Annotated in this window: 9 protein-coding genes and 3 pseudogenes; 3 read left to right on the forward strand and 9 right to left on the reverse strand. The window is 57.8% G+C overall.

What is annotated here, in order from left to right:
- Positions 1–4: 4 nt before the first annotated feature.
- The 7 genes and pseudogenes from istA to HAP41_RS04600 all read right to left on the reverse strand — a co-directional run bounded on the left by istA (position 5) and on the right by HAP41_RS04600 (position 9,200).
- Positions 5–1,546: an IS21 family transposase gene (gene istA, locus HAP41_RS04575; protein WP_166065845.1), complete on the reverse strand. Its 1,542-nt coding sequence runs from the start codon at positions 1,544–1,546 to the stop codon at positions 5–7.
- Between the two features lie 619 nt (positions 1,547–2,165).
- Complete coding sequence (locus HAP41_RS04580) at positions 2,166–2,330, reverse strand: hypothetical protein (protein ID WP_175618171.1); 165 nt, start codon at positions 2,328–2,330, stop codon at positions 2,166–2,168.
- Between the two features lie 255 nt (positions 2,331–2,585).
- Positions 2,586–3,929: an IS1380 family transposase gene (locus HAP41_RS04585; RefSeq protein WP_166091063.1), complete on the reverse strand. Its 1,344-nt coding sequence runs from the start codon at positions 3,927–3,929 to the stop codon at positions 2,586–2,588.
- 958 nt (positions 3,930–4,887) lie between these two features.
- Positions 4,888–6,807, reverse strand: a complete 1,920-nt coding sequence (locus HAP41_RS04590; RefSeq protein WP_166104952.1) for a pentapeptide repeat-containing protein — start codon at positions 6,805–6,807, stop codon at positions 4,888–4,890.
- Positions 6,807–7,355 (reverse strand): hypothetical protein, encoded by a 549-nt coding sequence (locus HAP41_RS04595; RefSeq protein ID WP_166104900.1) that lies wholly within the window; start codon positions 7,353–7,355, stop codon positions 6,807–6,809. Before HAP41_RS04595 ends, HAP41_RS04590 begins: the two co-directional genes overlap by 1 nt.
- A 559-nt stretch (positions 7,356–7,914) precedes the next feature.
- Positions 7,915–8,121, reverse strand: a pseudogene (locus tag HAP41_RS50605) (effector-associated domain EAD1-containing protein); the annotation flags it as partial.
- A gap of 71 nt (positions 8,122–8,192) precedes the next feature.
- Positions 8,193–9,200: a DNA/RNA non-specific endonuclease gene (locus HAP41_RS04600; protein WP_166104897.1), complete on the reverse strand. Its 1,008-nt coding sequence runs from the start codon at positions 9,198–9,200 to the stop codon at positions 8,193–8,195.
- Positions 9,201–9,311: 111 nt separating this feature from the next.
- Here HAP41_RS04600 and HAP41_RS04605 point away from each other — a divergent pair.
- Positions 9,312–10,147, forward strand: a pseudogene (locus HAP41_RS04605) (IS5 family transposase).
- Here HAP41_RS04605 and HAP41_RS04610 read toward each other — a convergent pair.
- Positions 10,116–11,060, reverse strand: coding sequence for a trypsin-like serine peptidase (locus HAP41_RS04610; protein ID WP_166104895.1), 945 nt, complete (start codon positions 11,058–11,060; stop codon positions 10,116–10,118). The pseudogene HAP41_RS04605 and the gene HAP41_RS04610 sit on opposite strands and share 32 nt — an antisense overlap.
- Before the next feature lie 114 nt (positions 11,061–11,174).
- On the opposite strand from HAP41_RS04610, the gene HAP41_RS04615 reads away from it, so the two are divergent.
- On the forward strand, positions 11,175–12,299 hold the full coding sequence (locus HAP41_RS04615) for a trypsin-like serine peptidase (protein ID WP_166104893.1): 1,125 nt from the start codon (positions 11,175–11,177) through the stop codon (positions 12,297–12,299).
- A gap of 434 nt (positions 12,300–12,733) precedes the next feature.
- Here HAP41_RS04615 and HAP41_RS04620 read toward each other — a convergent pair whose 3' ends face one another.
- Positions 12,734–15,688 (reverse strand): phosphoribosyltransferase-like protein, encoded by a 2,955-nt coding sequence (locus HAP41_RS04620; protein WP_166104891.1) that lies wholly within the window; start codon positions 15,686–15,688, stop codon positions 12,734–12,736.
- Between the two features lie 106 nt (positions 15,689–15,794).
- Here HAP41_RS04620 and HAP41_RS04625 point away from each other — a divergent pair.
- Positions 15,795–16,630: pseudogene (locus HAP41_RS04625) on the forward strand (IS5 family transposase).
- Positions 16,631–16,699: the final 69 nt, after the last annotated feature.

Consider the following 16,699-nt stretch of genomic DNA (forward strand, 5'->3'; position numbering starts at 1 on the left):
GGCTTCAGTGAAAATAATCGCGGCCGCGGATGTTGCCGTGGCGCAGGGGTTGGTGTTCGGAGGGCTCGTCGAGAAAGGTACGATCCAGACCGTTCTGGAGGATGGAGCGGATCGAGGCGACGGATCGCGCCTTGATCAGAATGCCGCGCCGGCAGGCCGCTTCGACGCGCTCCGCGCTGTAGCTTTTGACCAGTGACAGAATGCCGAGGCAGGTGCGAAAGCCTTGCTCGGGATGCGGCCGGGCCGCGATCACGGCCTGGAAGAAGGCGGCGGTCGACGGACCGATCCGCTCGCCGGCGACGATCACTCCGGCGGGCGTCCATTGACCGTAGCGCCGATGGGCGCTGGGCATATGGTCGGCGATGGTGGTGTGGCCCCGCCGGTTGGGCGCGCGGGCGTGGCTGGCGATCCTGCGGCCGTTGTGGAAGATCTCGACCGTTCTGTCATCGATGCGTGCGTCGACAAGCTCACGGATGAGCCGATACGGCGCGGAATACCAGTGTCCATCGATCTCGATATGATAGTCGGGGCCGATCCGGCATCGCTTCCAGCGTGCGAAAGCGTAAGCCTGGTCCGGCAGCTTTGTAAGCTTGGGCTTGTCGAGCTCGGCGAACAGTTCGGCGCGACTGGCGCCAAAGTCGCGCATCTGCCTTGCATTGAGTTCGACGACGAGTGTTTTGATGGCTGCGTTCAGCTCCGCCAACGAAAAGAAGCGTTGGTTGCGCAGCCGCGCCAGAATCCATCGCTGGGCGACTTGCACCGCAACTTCGACCTTTGCCTTATCTTTTGGGCGCCGCGGCCGGGCTGCGAGAATGGCCGTGCCGTAATGGCTCGCCATCTCGGCATAGGTTCGGTTGAGGCCGGGATCGTGGCGGTCGGGATTGGTGACGGCGGCCTTGAGATTGTCGCAGACTACGAATGTCGGCACGCCGCCGAGGAAGGCGAAAAGATTGATGTGGACCCGGATCCAGTCGGCGAGCCCCTCGCTTGGACAGGCCTCGGCATAGGTATAGTTGGAGGCGCCCATCGCCGCGACGAACAGCTTCATCGACTGCACTTCCCCGTTTGAGGGATCGATGACGTCGATGGTGTCGCCGGCGAAATCCACGAAAACCTTCTCGCCGCCCAGATGCGTCTGCCGCATCGAAGGCCGGGCTCGCCCCTTCCAGGCCTCGTACGTCGTGCAGAACCAGGTGTAGCCGAAGCCATCGGGATGGGTGGCGCGATACTCGTCCCACAGCAGCCGACGGGTCACGTTGCGTCGGCGCAGCTCCTTGTCGACATAGCCCCAGTCGGGAACGGCCCGCTGGGGGCTCTGCGACGCAGGCCTCGGCGCCGGGAAAAGCAGCAGCTCCAGGTCCTCGTCGCTCATTCCGGCCGGCAACGGCCAGTTCAGCCCGGCAGCCCCGGCTCGGCGTAGATAGCTGTGCACGGCGCCGTTGCTGATGCCCAAGGTGCGCGCGATGGCTCGCTCCGGCAAGCCTTGAACATGTTTTAAGCGGAGAACCTCTTTGATCCGGCGCATCGACAATCTCTGGGTGGGCATCGGCCTTCCTCGTTCACTGACGAGGCAGTTCCTAAGCCGGTTGAGTTGTCGGCCGAAGCGGGCTGAGTTGCTGAAAAGCTGCTCACGATCCCGCGAAATCCGTGCTCACGATCGTCTGAAATCTCTGCTCACGATCCCCTGAAATCCGTGCTCACGATCCCGCGAAACATGCACGCTGGCGGAATGGACGAAGCATTGGCTGCATGTGCTAACGCTGTCCGGTCGAATTTCAAAGTGGCGAAGGAAACGAAAACGGGTAAGGGCTAGATCCACCGTTGCCCAACACTATCTCTGGTTCGACCCTCTCTTGGCTCAAAACCAACGGAGGGTTTTTTCCATGGATGATGAACTGATTGATTGCCCACGCCCTTTCGCCTGTTCTTGAAGATGTTCGTGTCGGCAAATGGATTCCGCTGAAGTAACAACCGCCTCGGCCGCAAGGGGGACCTCAGGATCATGAGTTTGAGCAGATGTACACCGTGGTCTCTAACGAGTTGCTCGATGCTGTACGAGCGAAGAACGAAGCGGACTAATCACATCGGCGCCCCAACCCGCCGATCCCCGCTGTCGGCTCTTACGAGACGCTTTCTTGGCCGACATTTGGAGGAAATCCTTCGGCTCAACCTTCAACACAGTTGAAAGCTTCAAGGATTTCCAGCCCGACCCAGGTCGCGCCCTTCTCCAACTTGCTGATATAGATGCGGTTTATCTCAGCCTCAAACGCCAACGCCTCATCGCTTATGTACCGATCCTCTCCAATCGTCTGCGTAATGCCGTGACCCATGCTCCGTTCTTCGCCGGCCCCAACGGACCGTGCGGCGCTTTTTCCCGACGCCGATTATCGCCACGCGCGTGCTACACGATAGGCCCTAGCCCGCCCTATTCGTGAGAGCGCGGTATTTTGGTCCGACTGGTGCATCCGCACACCTCCGCTGACGAGGCGCACAGGATTGCCTTCGGCTTTTCACCGCCTGACGACCGGTACTTTGCAACGCGCTTGAGGGATGGGTTGGGTGAACGCGGGCGGACGCCCCACCGGTCAAGGACCGAGCGGCAGCAGCGCGCCGGGCAAGCTGCGGATCAGGTCGGCTTCGGGACATGCCGCGGCGAACGCAAGGCGAATGCGGCTCTTGGTCTCGACAACCCGGGCGGCGATTTTCAAGAGCCGAAGACGCAGCGTCGCGAACTCGGCAGTGGCCAATTCCCGGACTTTGGGAATGGCGTCGCGCACGGTCAGCATCAGCCAATAAGCGGCGGTATGGAGAACGAGGCGGACTTGATTGGCGAGCGCCGAACGGCAACTGGTGCGATCGGAGGCGAGCTGCGTCTTATGCAGCTTGATCAGATTCTCGGCTTGGCCGCGCGCGCAATACAGGCTGTCGTAGATCCACTCGGCCGAGCCGACATCGAGGCTGGTGACGACGAAGCGGATGTCGAGGCCGAGCATCGTCGCCTCAATACGGGCGACGGTGCGCCGTTCGCGATCCCAGGACTTTGCCTTGTGGCGCGTCTCGGTATAGCCGCGCAGAACAGCTAGGTTCTCGATGGCGCGTCGGGTGCGGATATCGTCGGCGACCTCGTCGACTTTTCTGGCGAGCGGCCTGGTACCGGACAGACCGAAGATGTAGTCGATGCCGTTGTTCTCGCACCACGTCATCGCCTCCGGCCGAGCATAGTGCCCGTCGCCACGGAACGTAATTCGCGTCTTGTGCCATCGCGTGCGGATGTGCCGCACCAGGCGGCGCAGATGGGCACGCACCTCGACCCCGCCAGGCGTCTTGCCGGGCCGCAGCACGACCGCCACGGGCCGGCTCTTCTCCGTGTCGTAGACGTGGATCGGCAGGAAGCAGCGTTCGTCATAATGAGCGTTGAACAGCGAGAGTTGCTGATGGCCGTGGACGACATCGCAGGTGTCGTCAATGTCGAGCGTGACGGATGCAGGCTCGCACGGATAGCTATCCATCCATGCATCGACCAGGGTGTAGGTCAGGCGGATCACGTCGCGCAGGCGGGGAGCATTCTCCAGCCGCGACAGCGTCGGTTGGGAACACAGATCGCGACCGCTGTCTGGTAGCCGTCCACAGGCCAGCTTGAATGCGGGATCGGACCGCAGATGATCGAGGTCATCGGCGTCCTCGTAGCCGCAGCAGATCGCGAACATGCGAGCGCGAAACATATCGACAAGGCTGTGCACGACCCGCGTCGGATCGCGCCGATCCGGGAACACCCGGGCCAAATTGTTGGCCAAACCGAGACGTCGCTCGGCCATCGCAAGAAGCATCACGCCCCCGTTCGAGGTCAGCCGACCGCCATCGAAGGCAGCTGTGACTTTCTTGGCGTGAACGGCTGGAAACGAGAAGGGTAGACTCGTATCATCGGTCATGGCGGGCGTGGCGTTCGCGGTGGAAGGTGATGGGGTTGGCTTCGCAACCGAATCCTACGCTTCATCAGCGCTTTACACCACGCTCGCCAGCCTCTCAGGCGCCCTCTGACGAATAAGACGGGCTAGATATAGGGAGTCGAGTGAGAATGAAAAAGATCGGATGCGCTAAAGCTAGTATCAGGTCCGTCTCGAGAGTTTGCTTAAAAGCGCCTTAAACACGCAATTGCAGCCGCCGAGGTCACTCAAGACCGTAAGCAGAAAAAGCGGAGAGTTCTGAAAAAAGAAGGCTGCGAAAGTTCTGAGTTCACGAAATCAAGCACGATGGCTTCCGGCTGATGGCGCACCCTGCCGCGCGTTCGATGGATGAAATCAGCGTGTCTCGCCGCGGCTGCCGATCGCCGGCGATATGGGCGAATTGACGGCCAGGGGGATTCTTCGCGCCAGATTTTCGGCCACCCGGCCAGCCTTCGGCTGAGTCCTTTCTCGTGAGAAGGACCTCAACGCCCTTAGCAATTAGATTCGCGATACTTGAGATTCTATCATCCGCATCAAGCCACCTCAAAGCTGCTCAGCACCCATTGCAGCCCGCCAAGAGCAATTGTGGGTTTTGAAGCAAGGAAACAGCTATTCCACCGCCTATTAGGGCGAGGGCAATGGCGGCCCCAAAAATGACTTTACGCATGGCACGCTCCTTAGTTGACTGGTTACTCTAGTGCGATTGTGCAACCAAGTTTGTTAGATAGATCACAAATCTGGATCCTAATATTGATCCAAAAGAGCAGTCGATAACTTTGCTAACCACTGCCCGACTGCGGACGTTGCGAAATGGCTGTCGGATGCCCCCCTGAATTCACACAAGAGTGTAATCCGGTGAGGAAGGGGACAACCCACCCAGAAACACGGAGCCTTTTGTCATTACTAGACCAACGCTTGCGGTCGCGACCTGCAAAACCTGTCTTTAATCATTGAGGACGAGCGGGGGCGGACATTCGCGCTTCTGAGGCGACTGTGGCGGACGAGGCCTGCGCGCCACCAGTTGAGCCTTCAGTTCGTCCTCGAATTTTCCGGAAATGTGATTCCGCAGTCGTGCCAGTTCATGATTGGGAACGAAATCAGTTCCGGTCATTGCCTTTTGCAACTGCGAGATACCATCGGCCTCTTGGCCGGATGCAAACTGTGCGACTGCGTAGCGAAAGAGATATTCTGGACTGCGATCGAGATCTACGGCAATCTTAAGTTGTTCAAGCGCCCCCGCCTTATCAGCTTTTTGGAGCAAGATATACCCAAGCGTATCTCTAACCTCTGCCTCCTGCGAGGAGCCCTTGGCCACCGTGGTCATAATTTTCAGAGCATCCCGTGCGGCACTCTCGGCCTGATCAAGCTGGAGACCGAAGATCGCCAAATACCAAGCCTTCAGATTAAGGGCGCGAGCACGGATGTGGGTGTCGGCGGGGCTCGTTTGCACAGTCCGTTCGGCCGCGGTCTTTATGTCTTGGAACGCGGAAGATTCTTCCAACTCACTCTGATCCTGCGTTCGCAGGATTTCCATTTGCTCCCAGCTCCATCCATTGGCGAGCCACCAGGCGGTATTTTTCACAACCGGCGCAGTGCCCTTTTCGAACTCGACATTCACAAACGTAGTTTCACGTAGGTCGGTATTCGAGAAATCAACTCCTCGACAAAGGAGCGCTGAATCGAAAGACGAGCCGTGGATGCTAGCGTTCACGAATGTCGTACGTGCTAGGTTGGCTTCATCGAACCTCCCAAAATCGATTCGCGCGTTGTCAAACTTGGTGCCAATTAGTACCGCTTGCCCAAATTTTGGGCGCTGTAGTGCTGCATTGCTTAAATCAACACCGGACAGGCGAATGCCGGAAAACTGTAGCGGCTGGTCATAACGGGCCAACCATCGGATATCCTCGGATTTGGTTTGAGCGCTGGATTGCTCGGATTTCACTTCTTTTGTGACAGAGTCGACCCGGAACGGAACCCACCATTCGCGATAGAGCCGGTCGGAAAGCCGAGGACCAGTTAAGAGTATCACGACTACGCCCGTTGCCACGGCCAGCAACACGCGATTGTTCTTTTTGCTTTCGTGAAGAAACTCTAGCTCGAGCTCATTCAAGTCACTGTATGCGTCGGCCTCTTTCGCTACACCGAAGCCCCGCAGTGCGCCTCTCTTTCGTCCGCGTCGGTCCCAGAACAGCGCCGCCTCACGAAATTTCTTCCGTTCCTCGATCCAACGAGAAAGACGGTCCCACTTACGTGTGAGCGCCTCGTACTGCAACTCGACGACCCCACCATAGTCAGAGGAAGTCTGCTTCAGCACCCCAACCTCGATTAATCGCCCGAGGATGGTGCTCGCAGCCGCCAGCTTGCCCTGAGCAAGCAAGACGTGGCGCTCCGTCGGCACGGCGACGCAAGCGCCAGTTCGCTCCGACAAGCGGAGAAGATGCATGAGCATTCGACGCGCAAGCTCGATATCCTTCGAACTGAGCCCTGCAAGTATTTGCTCGCCCTGCCGTACGGCGTCTTCTACTGAACGCGCATCGAAAGGAGCCAACCGCGTCAGGCGCGAGTAACGGTTCGGCGAGTGCATGTCGGCTTCAGCGGCTTGTGGGCGCGCCGAAGTGTAGTGACTTGCCGCCCAATAATCGATGAATCCCTGCGCCATCTTACGATCCGCGGGCGCATCCAGTATCGTCCCAGTCGCGGCGGCACGGCTGATAAAGTCGGCCATCATTTCTTCCCGAAATGTCGCGTCCGTGGGAGACGACCCCCCACTGGCTGCGGCCGTCTCCAGCAACTCTTCGTGCGCAGCCCGCAACGCATCGAGCGACTGAAATGGTGCAACGGTCGCATCCACTGCGTGGGTCATTATCGTTTGATCACTGACAAGAGACTGTTCAGCGGCATCGCCAACTCCGTGAGCCGACTGCATAGCGCGTTGAGTTCATCATCGACCTCGAAGAAACGCATTTCGCTAGCGCTATGGAATTCGTCGAACGCGCTTTCACTTGCTTCGACTTCATCACTCGTTGGGGGCGAGGAAAGTGTAGTTTGTTCCCACAGAAGCAGACGGTCTTTCAACTCTTTAGACCACCCATCCTGGGGATGCTTGTCACAAAGCTGGATGAACCTCGCCTTGAATTGCGGCCATTTTTTCTTTGGCATTTTTGCTGCGGGCCCCTGCTTATCATAAAAAAGATTTGCAGCGCCTGCTAGCTCTTTGTCGACCCACTGCCATTCGAAATGCTGGTCGACGAGGTCGACGAGTTGCGGCTGCAGCATGCTGAAAGCGGTCAGGTCTCCCGTAACTTGCTGAGACGTCACATCCGCGGGATCGGCATTGTCCTGGATGTACCTGGCCATATTGGACATTGCCCGGACGAGATTGTCGAAGGGCAGGCCGGACAACGTTGGCAAGGAGCGAGTTTATCCTAGGTCCTTCTGGGAGCAACTGATTAAGACCGCTGGCTAGGTCTTCCAAGTCACCCGTCGACATTGTCTGCTTCGACGCGCGATTCATGGTAGCAATGTGATCGTCGAACTCGTCGATCCATCCGATCTCGTTCTGCGCACCGGGAAGGCCCTGCGCCTGTTGCCGCGCCTTTTTCGCTAACGGTGCAAGCTCGATCGCATGCAGTGTAAGGCTGCGAGCGGCGCGCTGGTCGGTCTTCGCGGCCTCGATCACCTCCTCAATCGTCCGAATCTTTAGCTGCAGACGATGCAACCCGTCGTGCAAAGACTTGTACTTCTTGAGGATCTGGATCTGTTTGCTGGACGCTTCGAAGTCAGCACGAAACTGCCCCACCGTCTGCTGAACGATGGGTAGGTCCTTCAAGGCAACCAGTGCTTCGATCCCTCGGTTGACCCTGTCGACAAGCACACGGCTGTCGAGCCGTTGTATCTCGTCCTTGAAGACCTCGTCGCAAAACGTCCAAATGCCCGCGTCGTCCGGCCGAACCGTGACCATGCCCCGAAGCAATTTGACCAGTGCGGACCGGCCCTGTCTGTCAGCCCAGTTCACGAGATCGAACGCGATACGTTCAAAAGGCTGGTCTTCGTTGACGATAGCGTCGAGGCGTGTTCCGAGCGAAACCAGGACCACGGGTCTGATTCCGGGCTTGTCGAACCTCTTGACCAGTAGTCTGGCCAACTCCTCAATTTGGGCGCCGCTTAATACGGGCATTTCAATGTCCGCTTCGTTACAGGGCCTTCAGAGGCGAGGTGAACCGTGCCACCGCCTGCCGCGAATATGGGTCAAAGCACAAGGTCCCGCGGTCCTCGGATCACAAGCGCGCGGGGCCGTGGGATTTCCTCCGGCCGTTGCCGGACCAAGCTATCGTGATCGCGCAGCTTGCCGAAACTCAGGCCTGTCTCCTCCTCGATCCTGGAAATGAGAATCTGGTAAGTCCGGAACTCGCCGAAAACGAACGCCGCTTCGCTAATGTCTTTTAGCATCTCGCCTTGGCTCAGGACGTAGCCGGCAGAGCAAAGCTCGTTGTTGTCGGCGTTGACGAGCACCGCAATCTTCCAGAACTCCTGCGGCAACTTAACCAGGCCGCGATAATCCTGGTCGGTCTCACGCATGACCGGGCCTGTAAACACCGACACCTTCAGGTCCTTGGCCTTGGCGCTATCGAGAATATATTCCTCGAGATCTTTCCATTCCTTCTGATTGAGATCTTTGTGCTGCGGAGCCGCGTTGACGTAGTGGAAGGTGTCGTCATTGGCCTGGGCGGCGTGTTCCTTGCCTCCCCAAACCGGATCCAACCGCCGGACGATATGACCGCGATCAAGTTCGTTGCTGCGATAGATCTCGTTGCCGAGCTGCAGATCCTCTGAGATGCGCAGATCGATGAACCATTTGTCGTTTTTCCTGAACGCGCGGCGACTTTCCTTTCCGTCGATGTTGACGGCGGTGAAGATTGGTAGTTTGCGGCTGGCGCTGTGCGTCACCGAAAAATGGCGGTACTTAAGCTCATGTTGTTTCTTTTTGCCTTTGGCATTCACCGCGACGGCGTCCTTGGCCCAGCGGCCGAGCTTGGGAAGCGGAACATCGGGCCCTAGAAACCTGCTGACGTAACCGTCCCGGTCGGCGAAGAACTCCGGCTTGTGGCGGCCGTCTGCAAGCGCCTCTTCTTCTACAGGCTTTGGAACTTTGACTGCAATGCTGGGGGAGAGGTTGCGTAGTGCGTCCTTGATCGCCCTCGCCTTGACAGCAAAGTTGCCGGACAAGAACACGCCGGAGAAATGCAGGCCAACCACTTTCCCGCTCTCGAGATCAATGACCTTAGTGTCTGTTCCAAAACATGTTGAGTCGAATGAATCGGTTGTGATTCAAGGTGAGCGGCCTGATTCGATGGGGACGCGCCGCCAATGTGGACTACCGAGAACCGTGCACGCTACGACCGCAGCCGCCTGCGCTATCCGAGCGACTTGACCGACGAGGAGTGGGCGCTGATCGCGCCTCGCATCCCGCCGGCCAAGCGCGGCGGCAACAAGCGTACGGTGGACCTGCGCGAGATTGCCAACGGGCTGATGTACATCCTGAGCACAGGTTGCCAGTGGCGCGCGATCCCCAAGGACCTGCCGCCGCGCTCGACGCTGTATGGCTACTTCGATCTGTGGAGCTGGAACGGCACGCTCGATAAAATTCATCACGCCCTCTATGTCGAATGTCGCGAAAGGGCCGAGCGCGAGGCTTCTCCCACCGCCGCCATCATCGATAGCCAGAGCGTGAAAAGCGCTGAAAAAGGGGGCCTCATGATCTCCATGGCTACGACGCGGGCAAGAAGATCAAGGGCAAGAAGCGGCACATTCTCGTCGACACGCAAGGCCTCTTGATGCACGCCATCGTGCATGCGGCGGACATCCAGGATCGCGACGGCGGCGTGCTCCTGATGGCAACGTTGTTCGGCCTCTATCCCTTTCTTCTGAAGCTCTACGCCGACGGCGGATATCAAGGGCCACATTTCCAGAAGGGGCTGCGTAGCGCTCTGAAGCGCGTGAACCTCGAAATCGTCAAACGCTCCGATCAGGCTCACCGTTTCGTCGTCTTGCCCAAACGCTGGATCGTCGAGCGTACCTTTGCCTGGCTCGGGCGATGCCGAAGACTGTCCAAAGATTGGGAATGCTTCAATCACAGGGCGCTCGCCTTTCTCAAGCTGGCCTCCATCCGACTCATGCTGCGAAAGCTATGCAATCCAAGGTAATCTTTCCGGACAGACTCTTAGAGCCCGAGTTGCCGCCAAGCGTGGTACAATCGTGAACGAAGTAGTGTTCGTCCGGAGTGGGAAAACTTACCTTGCCGGGCGCGAAGCGCTTGACGTCGAAGATCTCGCCGAAATACCGGCGCATGGCGTCGAGGCCGTTGCGGCTGTCAAACGCGGGATAGCCGATGACGCCTATGGTTTGGCGTTGCTCCACCTCCTTGTCAGCAAGCGCAATCGGCGAGGGTAGCGCTTTGTCGGACGCAATCCGCAGGAGGGCAATGTCCGGTTCGTTCTTGCCGGCTACGTACAGGATCTTGTCAACGCTGACTTCGATCGCGAGGTCGATTTCGTACTCCTCACGGAAATCTACGCTGGCCTCAATTTCCTTGCCGATTAGGTTGGTTGCGAAGGCGAAACCGGCACCCCGGCCCACCGCAAACTCCTCGGCTACGTGGCGGTTGGTTACGACGATGTTTTCCGCGATCAACCAGCCGGTGCCGACCCACTGATAGGTCATGTGATTGTGCAACTCGACGCGGCCAACCCGGGCGATCGCTTGCTCAATATTGCCACGCGTCCGTTGCAGGACGGTCCGCCAAACCTTGCTGTCTGGAATGACGAACGTGCCGTTCTGCACGATGAGCGAAGGCCGGCCTTGCTCGAGCACGATCGCTTCCAGCGCAGCGCTACCCTCCGTGGATGGAGGGGGGGTCAGCGGCTGCGCCGCGCCTTCCAAACCACGCAATCGCGACCGCGCAACCCGCGGGCGCGTCAAGGCGCGCTCGATCCATTCGGGCGCCACCCCGAGCTTCTGTGCCAATGGGAGCTTGCCGGCGGCGGCACGCTCCCGGACTTCTTCGAGCAGATCCTCGTCTTCCAGAAACGACTGGAATTGCATGCCCGCGTGCTGCATCTTTCCCTCCCCCTGGGTGGGTCTCGCTACACGCGTTGCAGGCACATTATTGCTTAGTCTAGATTGCATCACCTTTCATGAACACGCAAGTAGCAGTGCGCGGGAGAGACAACGATGTTGGAGGTGGATCTTAAGCCGGCTCGCACCTTCAGCCCGGGAGAATTGGAGCAGGTTACCGAGGCGATCGTGGAGAGCTTTGACCTCGGCGAGCTAACTCGGGCGCTGCGATTCAAATGGGGAATGGTGCTGGCGAACTTCGTCAACACCCAGCAAGGCTTTTACGGAGCGGTTGGCGAGCTTGTCGCCTGGACCGAGCGCCGGAAGAAGACCGTCGAACTGGTGGCCTTGGCGTGTGCGGAGAGACCTGACCACGCCACGTTATGCCAACTCGCTCAAGCTTGCGGTCTGTCGGTGCCGGCGATCGAGCAAAAATACGACTTGAGCAAACCTCTGCCACCGAAGCCTGCGGGCCTCGAGGCGATGGTCGCGCGGCACTCGCGCCTTGTCGATTATGCCCGCTTTCTCAGCCGTTTCATGAGTTTCGGCGACCGGGTTTGTCGAATCGAAACGCCCTACATGCTGGGAACCGGTTTCCTGGTAGCCTCGGATCTCGTGTTGACCAATTTTCACGTGGTCGAAGAAGTGATCCATACGCCAAGTCAGGGTGAACAGGTTGTTTGCAGTTTCGACTATCGCTCAGGAAGCAACCTTGAAGAGAGCGCGCCTAAGAAAAAGTCGGGCAAGCACAAGAAAGCGCGCCCGACTGTCTGCCAGCTGGCGTCGCAATGGCTCGTCGCAAAAAGCTCGTACGCCAAGAGCGATATCGGTGAGCCGGGAGAAGCCGGCGCCGGGGAGCTCGATTACGCCCTTCTTCGATTGGCCGAACCCATCGGCAAGACGCCTGGCATGAATGCCGAGGAGCGCGGCTGGTTCAGTCTGGCACCTGAAGGCGCACTGCTCGCAGTACGCGACTTCGTCGTAGTCCCGCAGCATCCGGACGGAGAGACGCTCTCGGTGGCGTGGGGCAACGTGTTGGCCTTCAATTCCACGGCGACGCGGGTCAGGTATGATGCGATTACGGACAACGGCTCTTCCGGATCCCCGTGCTTCACCGCGGACCTGGACATTTTCGGTCTCCACCACGCGACCGATACTGCTAACAGGCCGACATTCAATCAAGCCGTACCTCTCAATCTGATCGCCGCGGACCTCAAGGCGAAGAATATCGCGATCCACTGAGGTCGCGAACGTCTGCGCCGAGATGTGTTGGCTTGCGGCGACTATGAGGCCGCGTCAAACATAAACGCTGGTTTACGTTTTAAGCGCATGCGCCGGTGCGTGAGCCCGTGAGCCGGTCGATCGCGCCAGCATAGTCGGTCCTCAAGGCCTTACGGAGCTCAACCTCCGCAGGATTAGCCTCCGATTCCATAAGCCACACATAAAGCATCAGGATTTGACCATGTATATTCGGAGGGGGCGCCGACGGGTATTCATATTCAGCTCGAGCGATCCGCCCAACACGCAATTGCTTCATTGCCTCTCAGCTAATCGAGGTTGCTGTCGTCTTCCGCGGCTTTCAGCCACCAAATCTCAAAGTTGCGCAATGCCGTGCAGGGCCCCAGAGCGGCACCGGCAGATGTATTCACAAACTCCGGATCGAACGTCTGGCCTTTTCAGGCCCGCGGAAATAGCGGCCTCCATGGCCGATCCGAGCGACCATTGCTCCAAAAAATAGGAAGTGTGTTATTCGGTACCGCATTGTGAAACGCAACGAGCGCACCGATATCGCCGAAGCCCAGCGGAGCGTCTGGATAAAGCTCACGGCCGATTTGAAGGAGCATATCGCGCGCAAAGCGGATATCAGACTCTTTCTCGAAGATTGATGCATCGGTTGAGAGCGCTCGCACGTCATCTCCCAAAGTGTTGGCAGCAACAACGTGTAGCGAGGGATACGCTGCTCGGACGCTCTCGATAGCCTCGGGAAAAGCGAACATGACGAAGATCGAAATCCTTCCATGTTCGATGAATGACCGCCACACCTGCGGGTCGACCGACTTGCGGAATGTCGCGATTCCTTTCGCCAGGCTCGAACCGCTCGCGGCGAAGTCATCGAGGATTACGACCATCGGGTCGTTGTCGGCATGACTTTGCATCCATTGAGATATCTCCTTCGCCGCCCCGCTCTTACCCGGGCGCATCATGTTTCTAAGTTCGCGTACGAGGGTGGCTCCGCTTTTCAAATCGGAATCCACAAAAGCCAGGCAAAGGTTATCAATGCGACCTCGTTCTACTTTCCAAGCTTTGTCGCCGACTTCAAGGCGCCTTGCTCGAATCATCTCTTCAAGTTTTGCGGTGGCCAACCCTCGTGCGCCTTCATTAAAAAATCCACGCTCCGCGAGGCGTTTCAGAAGAAGAAATGCGACCTCTATCCTGGTATCGTCATCGAACTGGCGCAGCCATGAGCGAATGTCCGCTACATCCTTTTGCCTACCGCAAAATACGAGTCTCTGCGAAACGGCTATTAAATCGTCTTCAGGTATCACGAATGGCGACAGCTCAAGCGGGATCTCTGAAACGGATGAGCTCGCCTGCACTCCGACTTCGCTCCGCTTTTGATCGGAGTGAGCGATCCATATCGGTAAAAGCTTCGAAACAGCGTTTTGCATCAGCCATTCGCGGAAGATCGGAAGCGATAAGACAAATCTGCCCTCGTCTTTAAGCGTTAGTATCCGACGAGACATTAGCCTGTTGCACGCTTCGCGAAGATCGTCACGGGTCGAGCGTTGTGCCGATGAAAGCTGCAGCGAGTCTTGAACGTCATATAACTCTTCCAAATCCTCGTAGGATCCGCCTAGGACGGCTATGCACGTCAAGGCGACGCAGTTCTGCGCTACTGCGTCTGTCCGATCCTTGGGATCGAGGAGAGGGTTGTCCTCCCAAAAGTGAGAGAAATTGGTCGGGCCCAACGCCCGCAGTAGCTGAGTTTGAGCCGCAATCGTATCGTTGTCGTCTACGAAAGTCCGGTGTTCCTGCAGGCAACGTTCGAAAACCTGATAGCAAAAATTGTTGATGTAGAAGGGATTTCCACCACAAAAGTCGATGATTAAATCAACGGCCTCACGGGAAAATTCGATCACGTCAATAACAGGGTTGACGATAAGAGACCTGCATTCGCTGCGGATGTCGATCCGATCGAGATGAACGTTCGTCCACTTGTTGAGGTCAGCCTGATGGTGTTGGTAGATGGCCTCCATTCTCTCGCTTCCGACGAAGAAAAAGGTAAGGCCGACCTCGGAGAGGGAGCGGAGTGCCTTTACGAACTGTTTGCCGCGCTCACCCGTGTAAAAGGAGGAATCAAGGTCATCGAATTCGTCGATGATCACAATGAACTTTTGGCGGGGATACCGAGCACCCAATTGCTCGATAAACGGCACCAGGCGCCCGATGCTTGCACCAAACTCCGCCTCGTTCGGAACTTTGAAATCGAGGCCGGATTGATTGATTAGACGACAGGCGATCAAGTAACCCATTTCGCCTTCATGAAGTGAAGTCAGCTCTCCCATTCGGAGAACAAGGCAGGTTGTATCCGATCGCTCAGTTAATTTAGCCGCGACGACCTGCAGCAGCGACGTTTTGCCGACTCTCTTTTGTCCCCAGACGAACTTCGAGGCGCCTGACATGGCCGCCAGGTTCAATGTTTGCAAGGCCGTATCTCTGCCGTAGAGACGGTCGGCGCGACGGATCGGATTGAGACTATAGGGCGGGTCGGAAACGAGAGCCTCCCAGTTTGGCTCTGTGACCTGCTGAGTAACTACTATTTCGTCCTCGAACGAGGCCTCGGTACCCATCGGCGTTTGGCAAATCCACCGAACAGGTATCTTCAGGATATCGGTGGGTTCGCCGACGAGAACCTGAAGCCGAATCAACTGCTCGCCCCCGGGCGGGATATCGAACGGCCCGACAGGCTCTGCTAGAGCAGTGAATTGAGCAACATCGTCCAAGGATCGAAGCGAAATATCGGTAGCATGCCCCATTCCTCGGTTCTGCAGTGAAAATGATAAGACGATGTCCCGGTTGATTTGACGAAGATTTGCTTTTGTCGCTGAGTTTCGCAGTTGGAGAAGAGGAGCAAGGACAACTGCTCCTCTTGACGTCGCATCTTCCAATAGCGCCAATAGGTGTGACGTAACGGGAGAGATGATTTCTTTCCATACGCTACTGGAGGTACGAACATCGCCCGGGGCCACCGAGTGGCGCTTTATATTGTCGAGCAATTCTGGGGCGCGCCTTAGCACTTCGGCGTGGTCGGCTCGTTCGTAAGCCTCACAGAACTTTCTGAACGCGGGCCCTATGAGGACCTCCAGGTCGCGCAAAAGTCCCCTCTCGAAGGAGATCAGCAAAGGCTGGATGTTGTGGGACAATTTCAATAGCTCAATGGAAGCCGCTTTTGCCGTCCCCGGCGTTGTCTTCAGAAAGCGATCAACCGCGGCGCTCGTCTCAAAGAGTTTTCCGTCCAGCTTCGCGATGGCAGAAATGCACGTGTCGTTCGGGGACCTCTTCTCTTCGATGCCGAAGGCCGAAGCGATGGCTTTCTGTAGCCTGAAAGTTAGATCGCTTGCTGTCTCCATGGCCCGGACTTCACTTCCTCTGAGTGTCTGTTCCAAAACATGTTGAGTCGAATGAATCGGTTGTGATTCAAGGTGAGCGGCCTGATTCGATGGGGACGCGCCGCCAATGTGGACTACCGAGAACCGTGCACGCTACGACCGCAGCCGCCTGCGCTATCCGAGCGACTTGACCGACGAGGAGTGGGCGCTGATCGCGCCTCGCATCCCGCCGGCCAAGCGCGGCGGCAACAAGCGTACGGTGGACCTGCGCGAGATTGCCAACGGGCTGATGTACATCCTGAGCACAGGTTGCCAGTGGCGCGCGATCCCCAAGGACCTGCCGCCGCGCTCGACGCTGTATGGCTACTTCGATCTGTGGAGCTGGAACGGCACGCTCGATAAAATTCATCACGCCCTCTATGTCGAATGTCGCGAAAGGGCCGAGCGCGAGGCTTCTCCCACCGCCGCCATCATCGATAGCCAGAGCGTGAAAAGCGCTGAAAAAGGGGGCCTCATGATCTCCATGGCTACGACGCGGGCAAGAAGATCAAGGGCAAGAAGCGGCACATTCTCGTCGACACGCAAGGCCTCTTGATGCACGCCATCGTGCATGCGGCGGACATCCAGGATCGCGACGGCGGCGTGCTCCTGATGGCAACGTTGTTCGGCCTCTATCCCTTTCTTCTGAAGCTCTACGCCGACGGCGGATATCAAGGGCCACATTTCCAGAAGGGGCTGCGTAGCGCTCTGAAGCGCGTGAACCTCGAAATCGTCAAACGCTCCGATCAGGCTCACCGTTTCGTCGTCTTGCCCAAACGCTGGATCGTCGAGCGTACCTTTGCCTGGCTCGGGCGATGCCGAAGACTGTCCAAAGATTGGGAATGCTTCAATCACAGGGCGCTCGCCTTTCTCAAGCTGGCCTCCATCCGACTCATGCTGCGAAAGCTATGCAATCCAAGGTAATCTTTCCGGACAGACTCTAAGAGGCGCAGCCGCCGCGCGTACAGTGATTTTTTGACCGATTGGGGTGTC

It is taken from the genome of Bradyrhizobium barranii subsp. apii (assembly GCF_011516635.5).
Taxonomy (GTDB): Bacteria; Pseudomonadota; Alphaproteobacteria; order Rhizobiales; family Xanthobacteraceae; genus Bradyrhizobium; species Bradyrhizobium barranii.

What these genes read in the sequence shown, in the direction of transcription:
- istA (WP_166065845.1), bottom strand. Translation starts at nt 1,546, where the DNA reads ATGCCCACCCAGAGATTGTCGATGCGCCGGATCAAAGAGGTTCTCCGC.
- HAP41_RS04580 (WP_175618171.1), bottom strand. Translation starts at nt 2,330, where the DNA reads ATGGGTCACGGCATTACGCAGACGATTGGAGAGGATCGGTACATAAGC.
- HAP41_RS04585 (WP_166091063.1), bottom strand. Translation starts at nt 3,929, where the DNA reads ATGACCGATGATACGAGTCTACCCTTCTCGTTTCCAGCCGTTCACGCC.
- HAP41_RS04590 (WP_166104952.1), bottom strand. Translation starts at nt 6,807, where the DNA reads ATGACCCACGCAGTGGATGCGACCGTTGCACCATTTCAGTCGCTCGAT.
- HAP41_RS04610 (WP_166104895.1), bottom strand. Translation starts at nt 11,060, where the DNA reads ATGCAGCACGCGGGCATGCAATTCCAGTCGTTTCTGGAAGACGAGGAT.
- HAP41_RS04615 (WP_166104893.1), top strand. Translation starts at nt 11,175, where the DNA reads ATGTTGGAGGTGGATCTTAAGCCGGCTCGCACCTTCAGCCCGGGAGAA.
- HAP41_RS04620 (WP_166104891.1), bottom strand. Translation starts at nt 15,688, where the DNA reads ATGGAGACAGCAAGCGATCTAACTTTCAGGCTACAGAAAGCCATCGCT.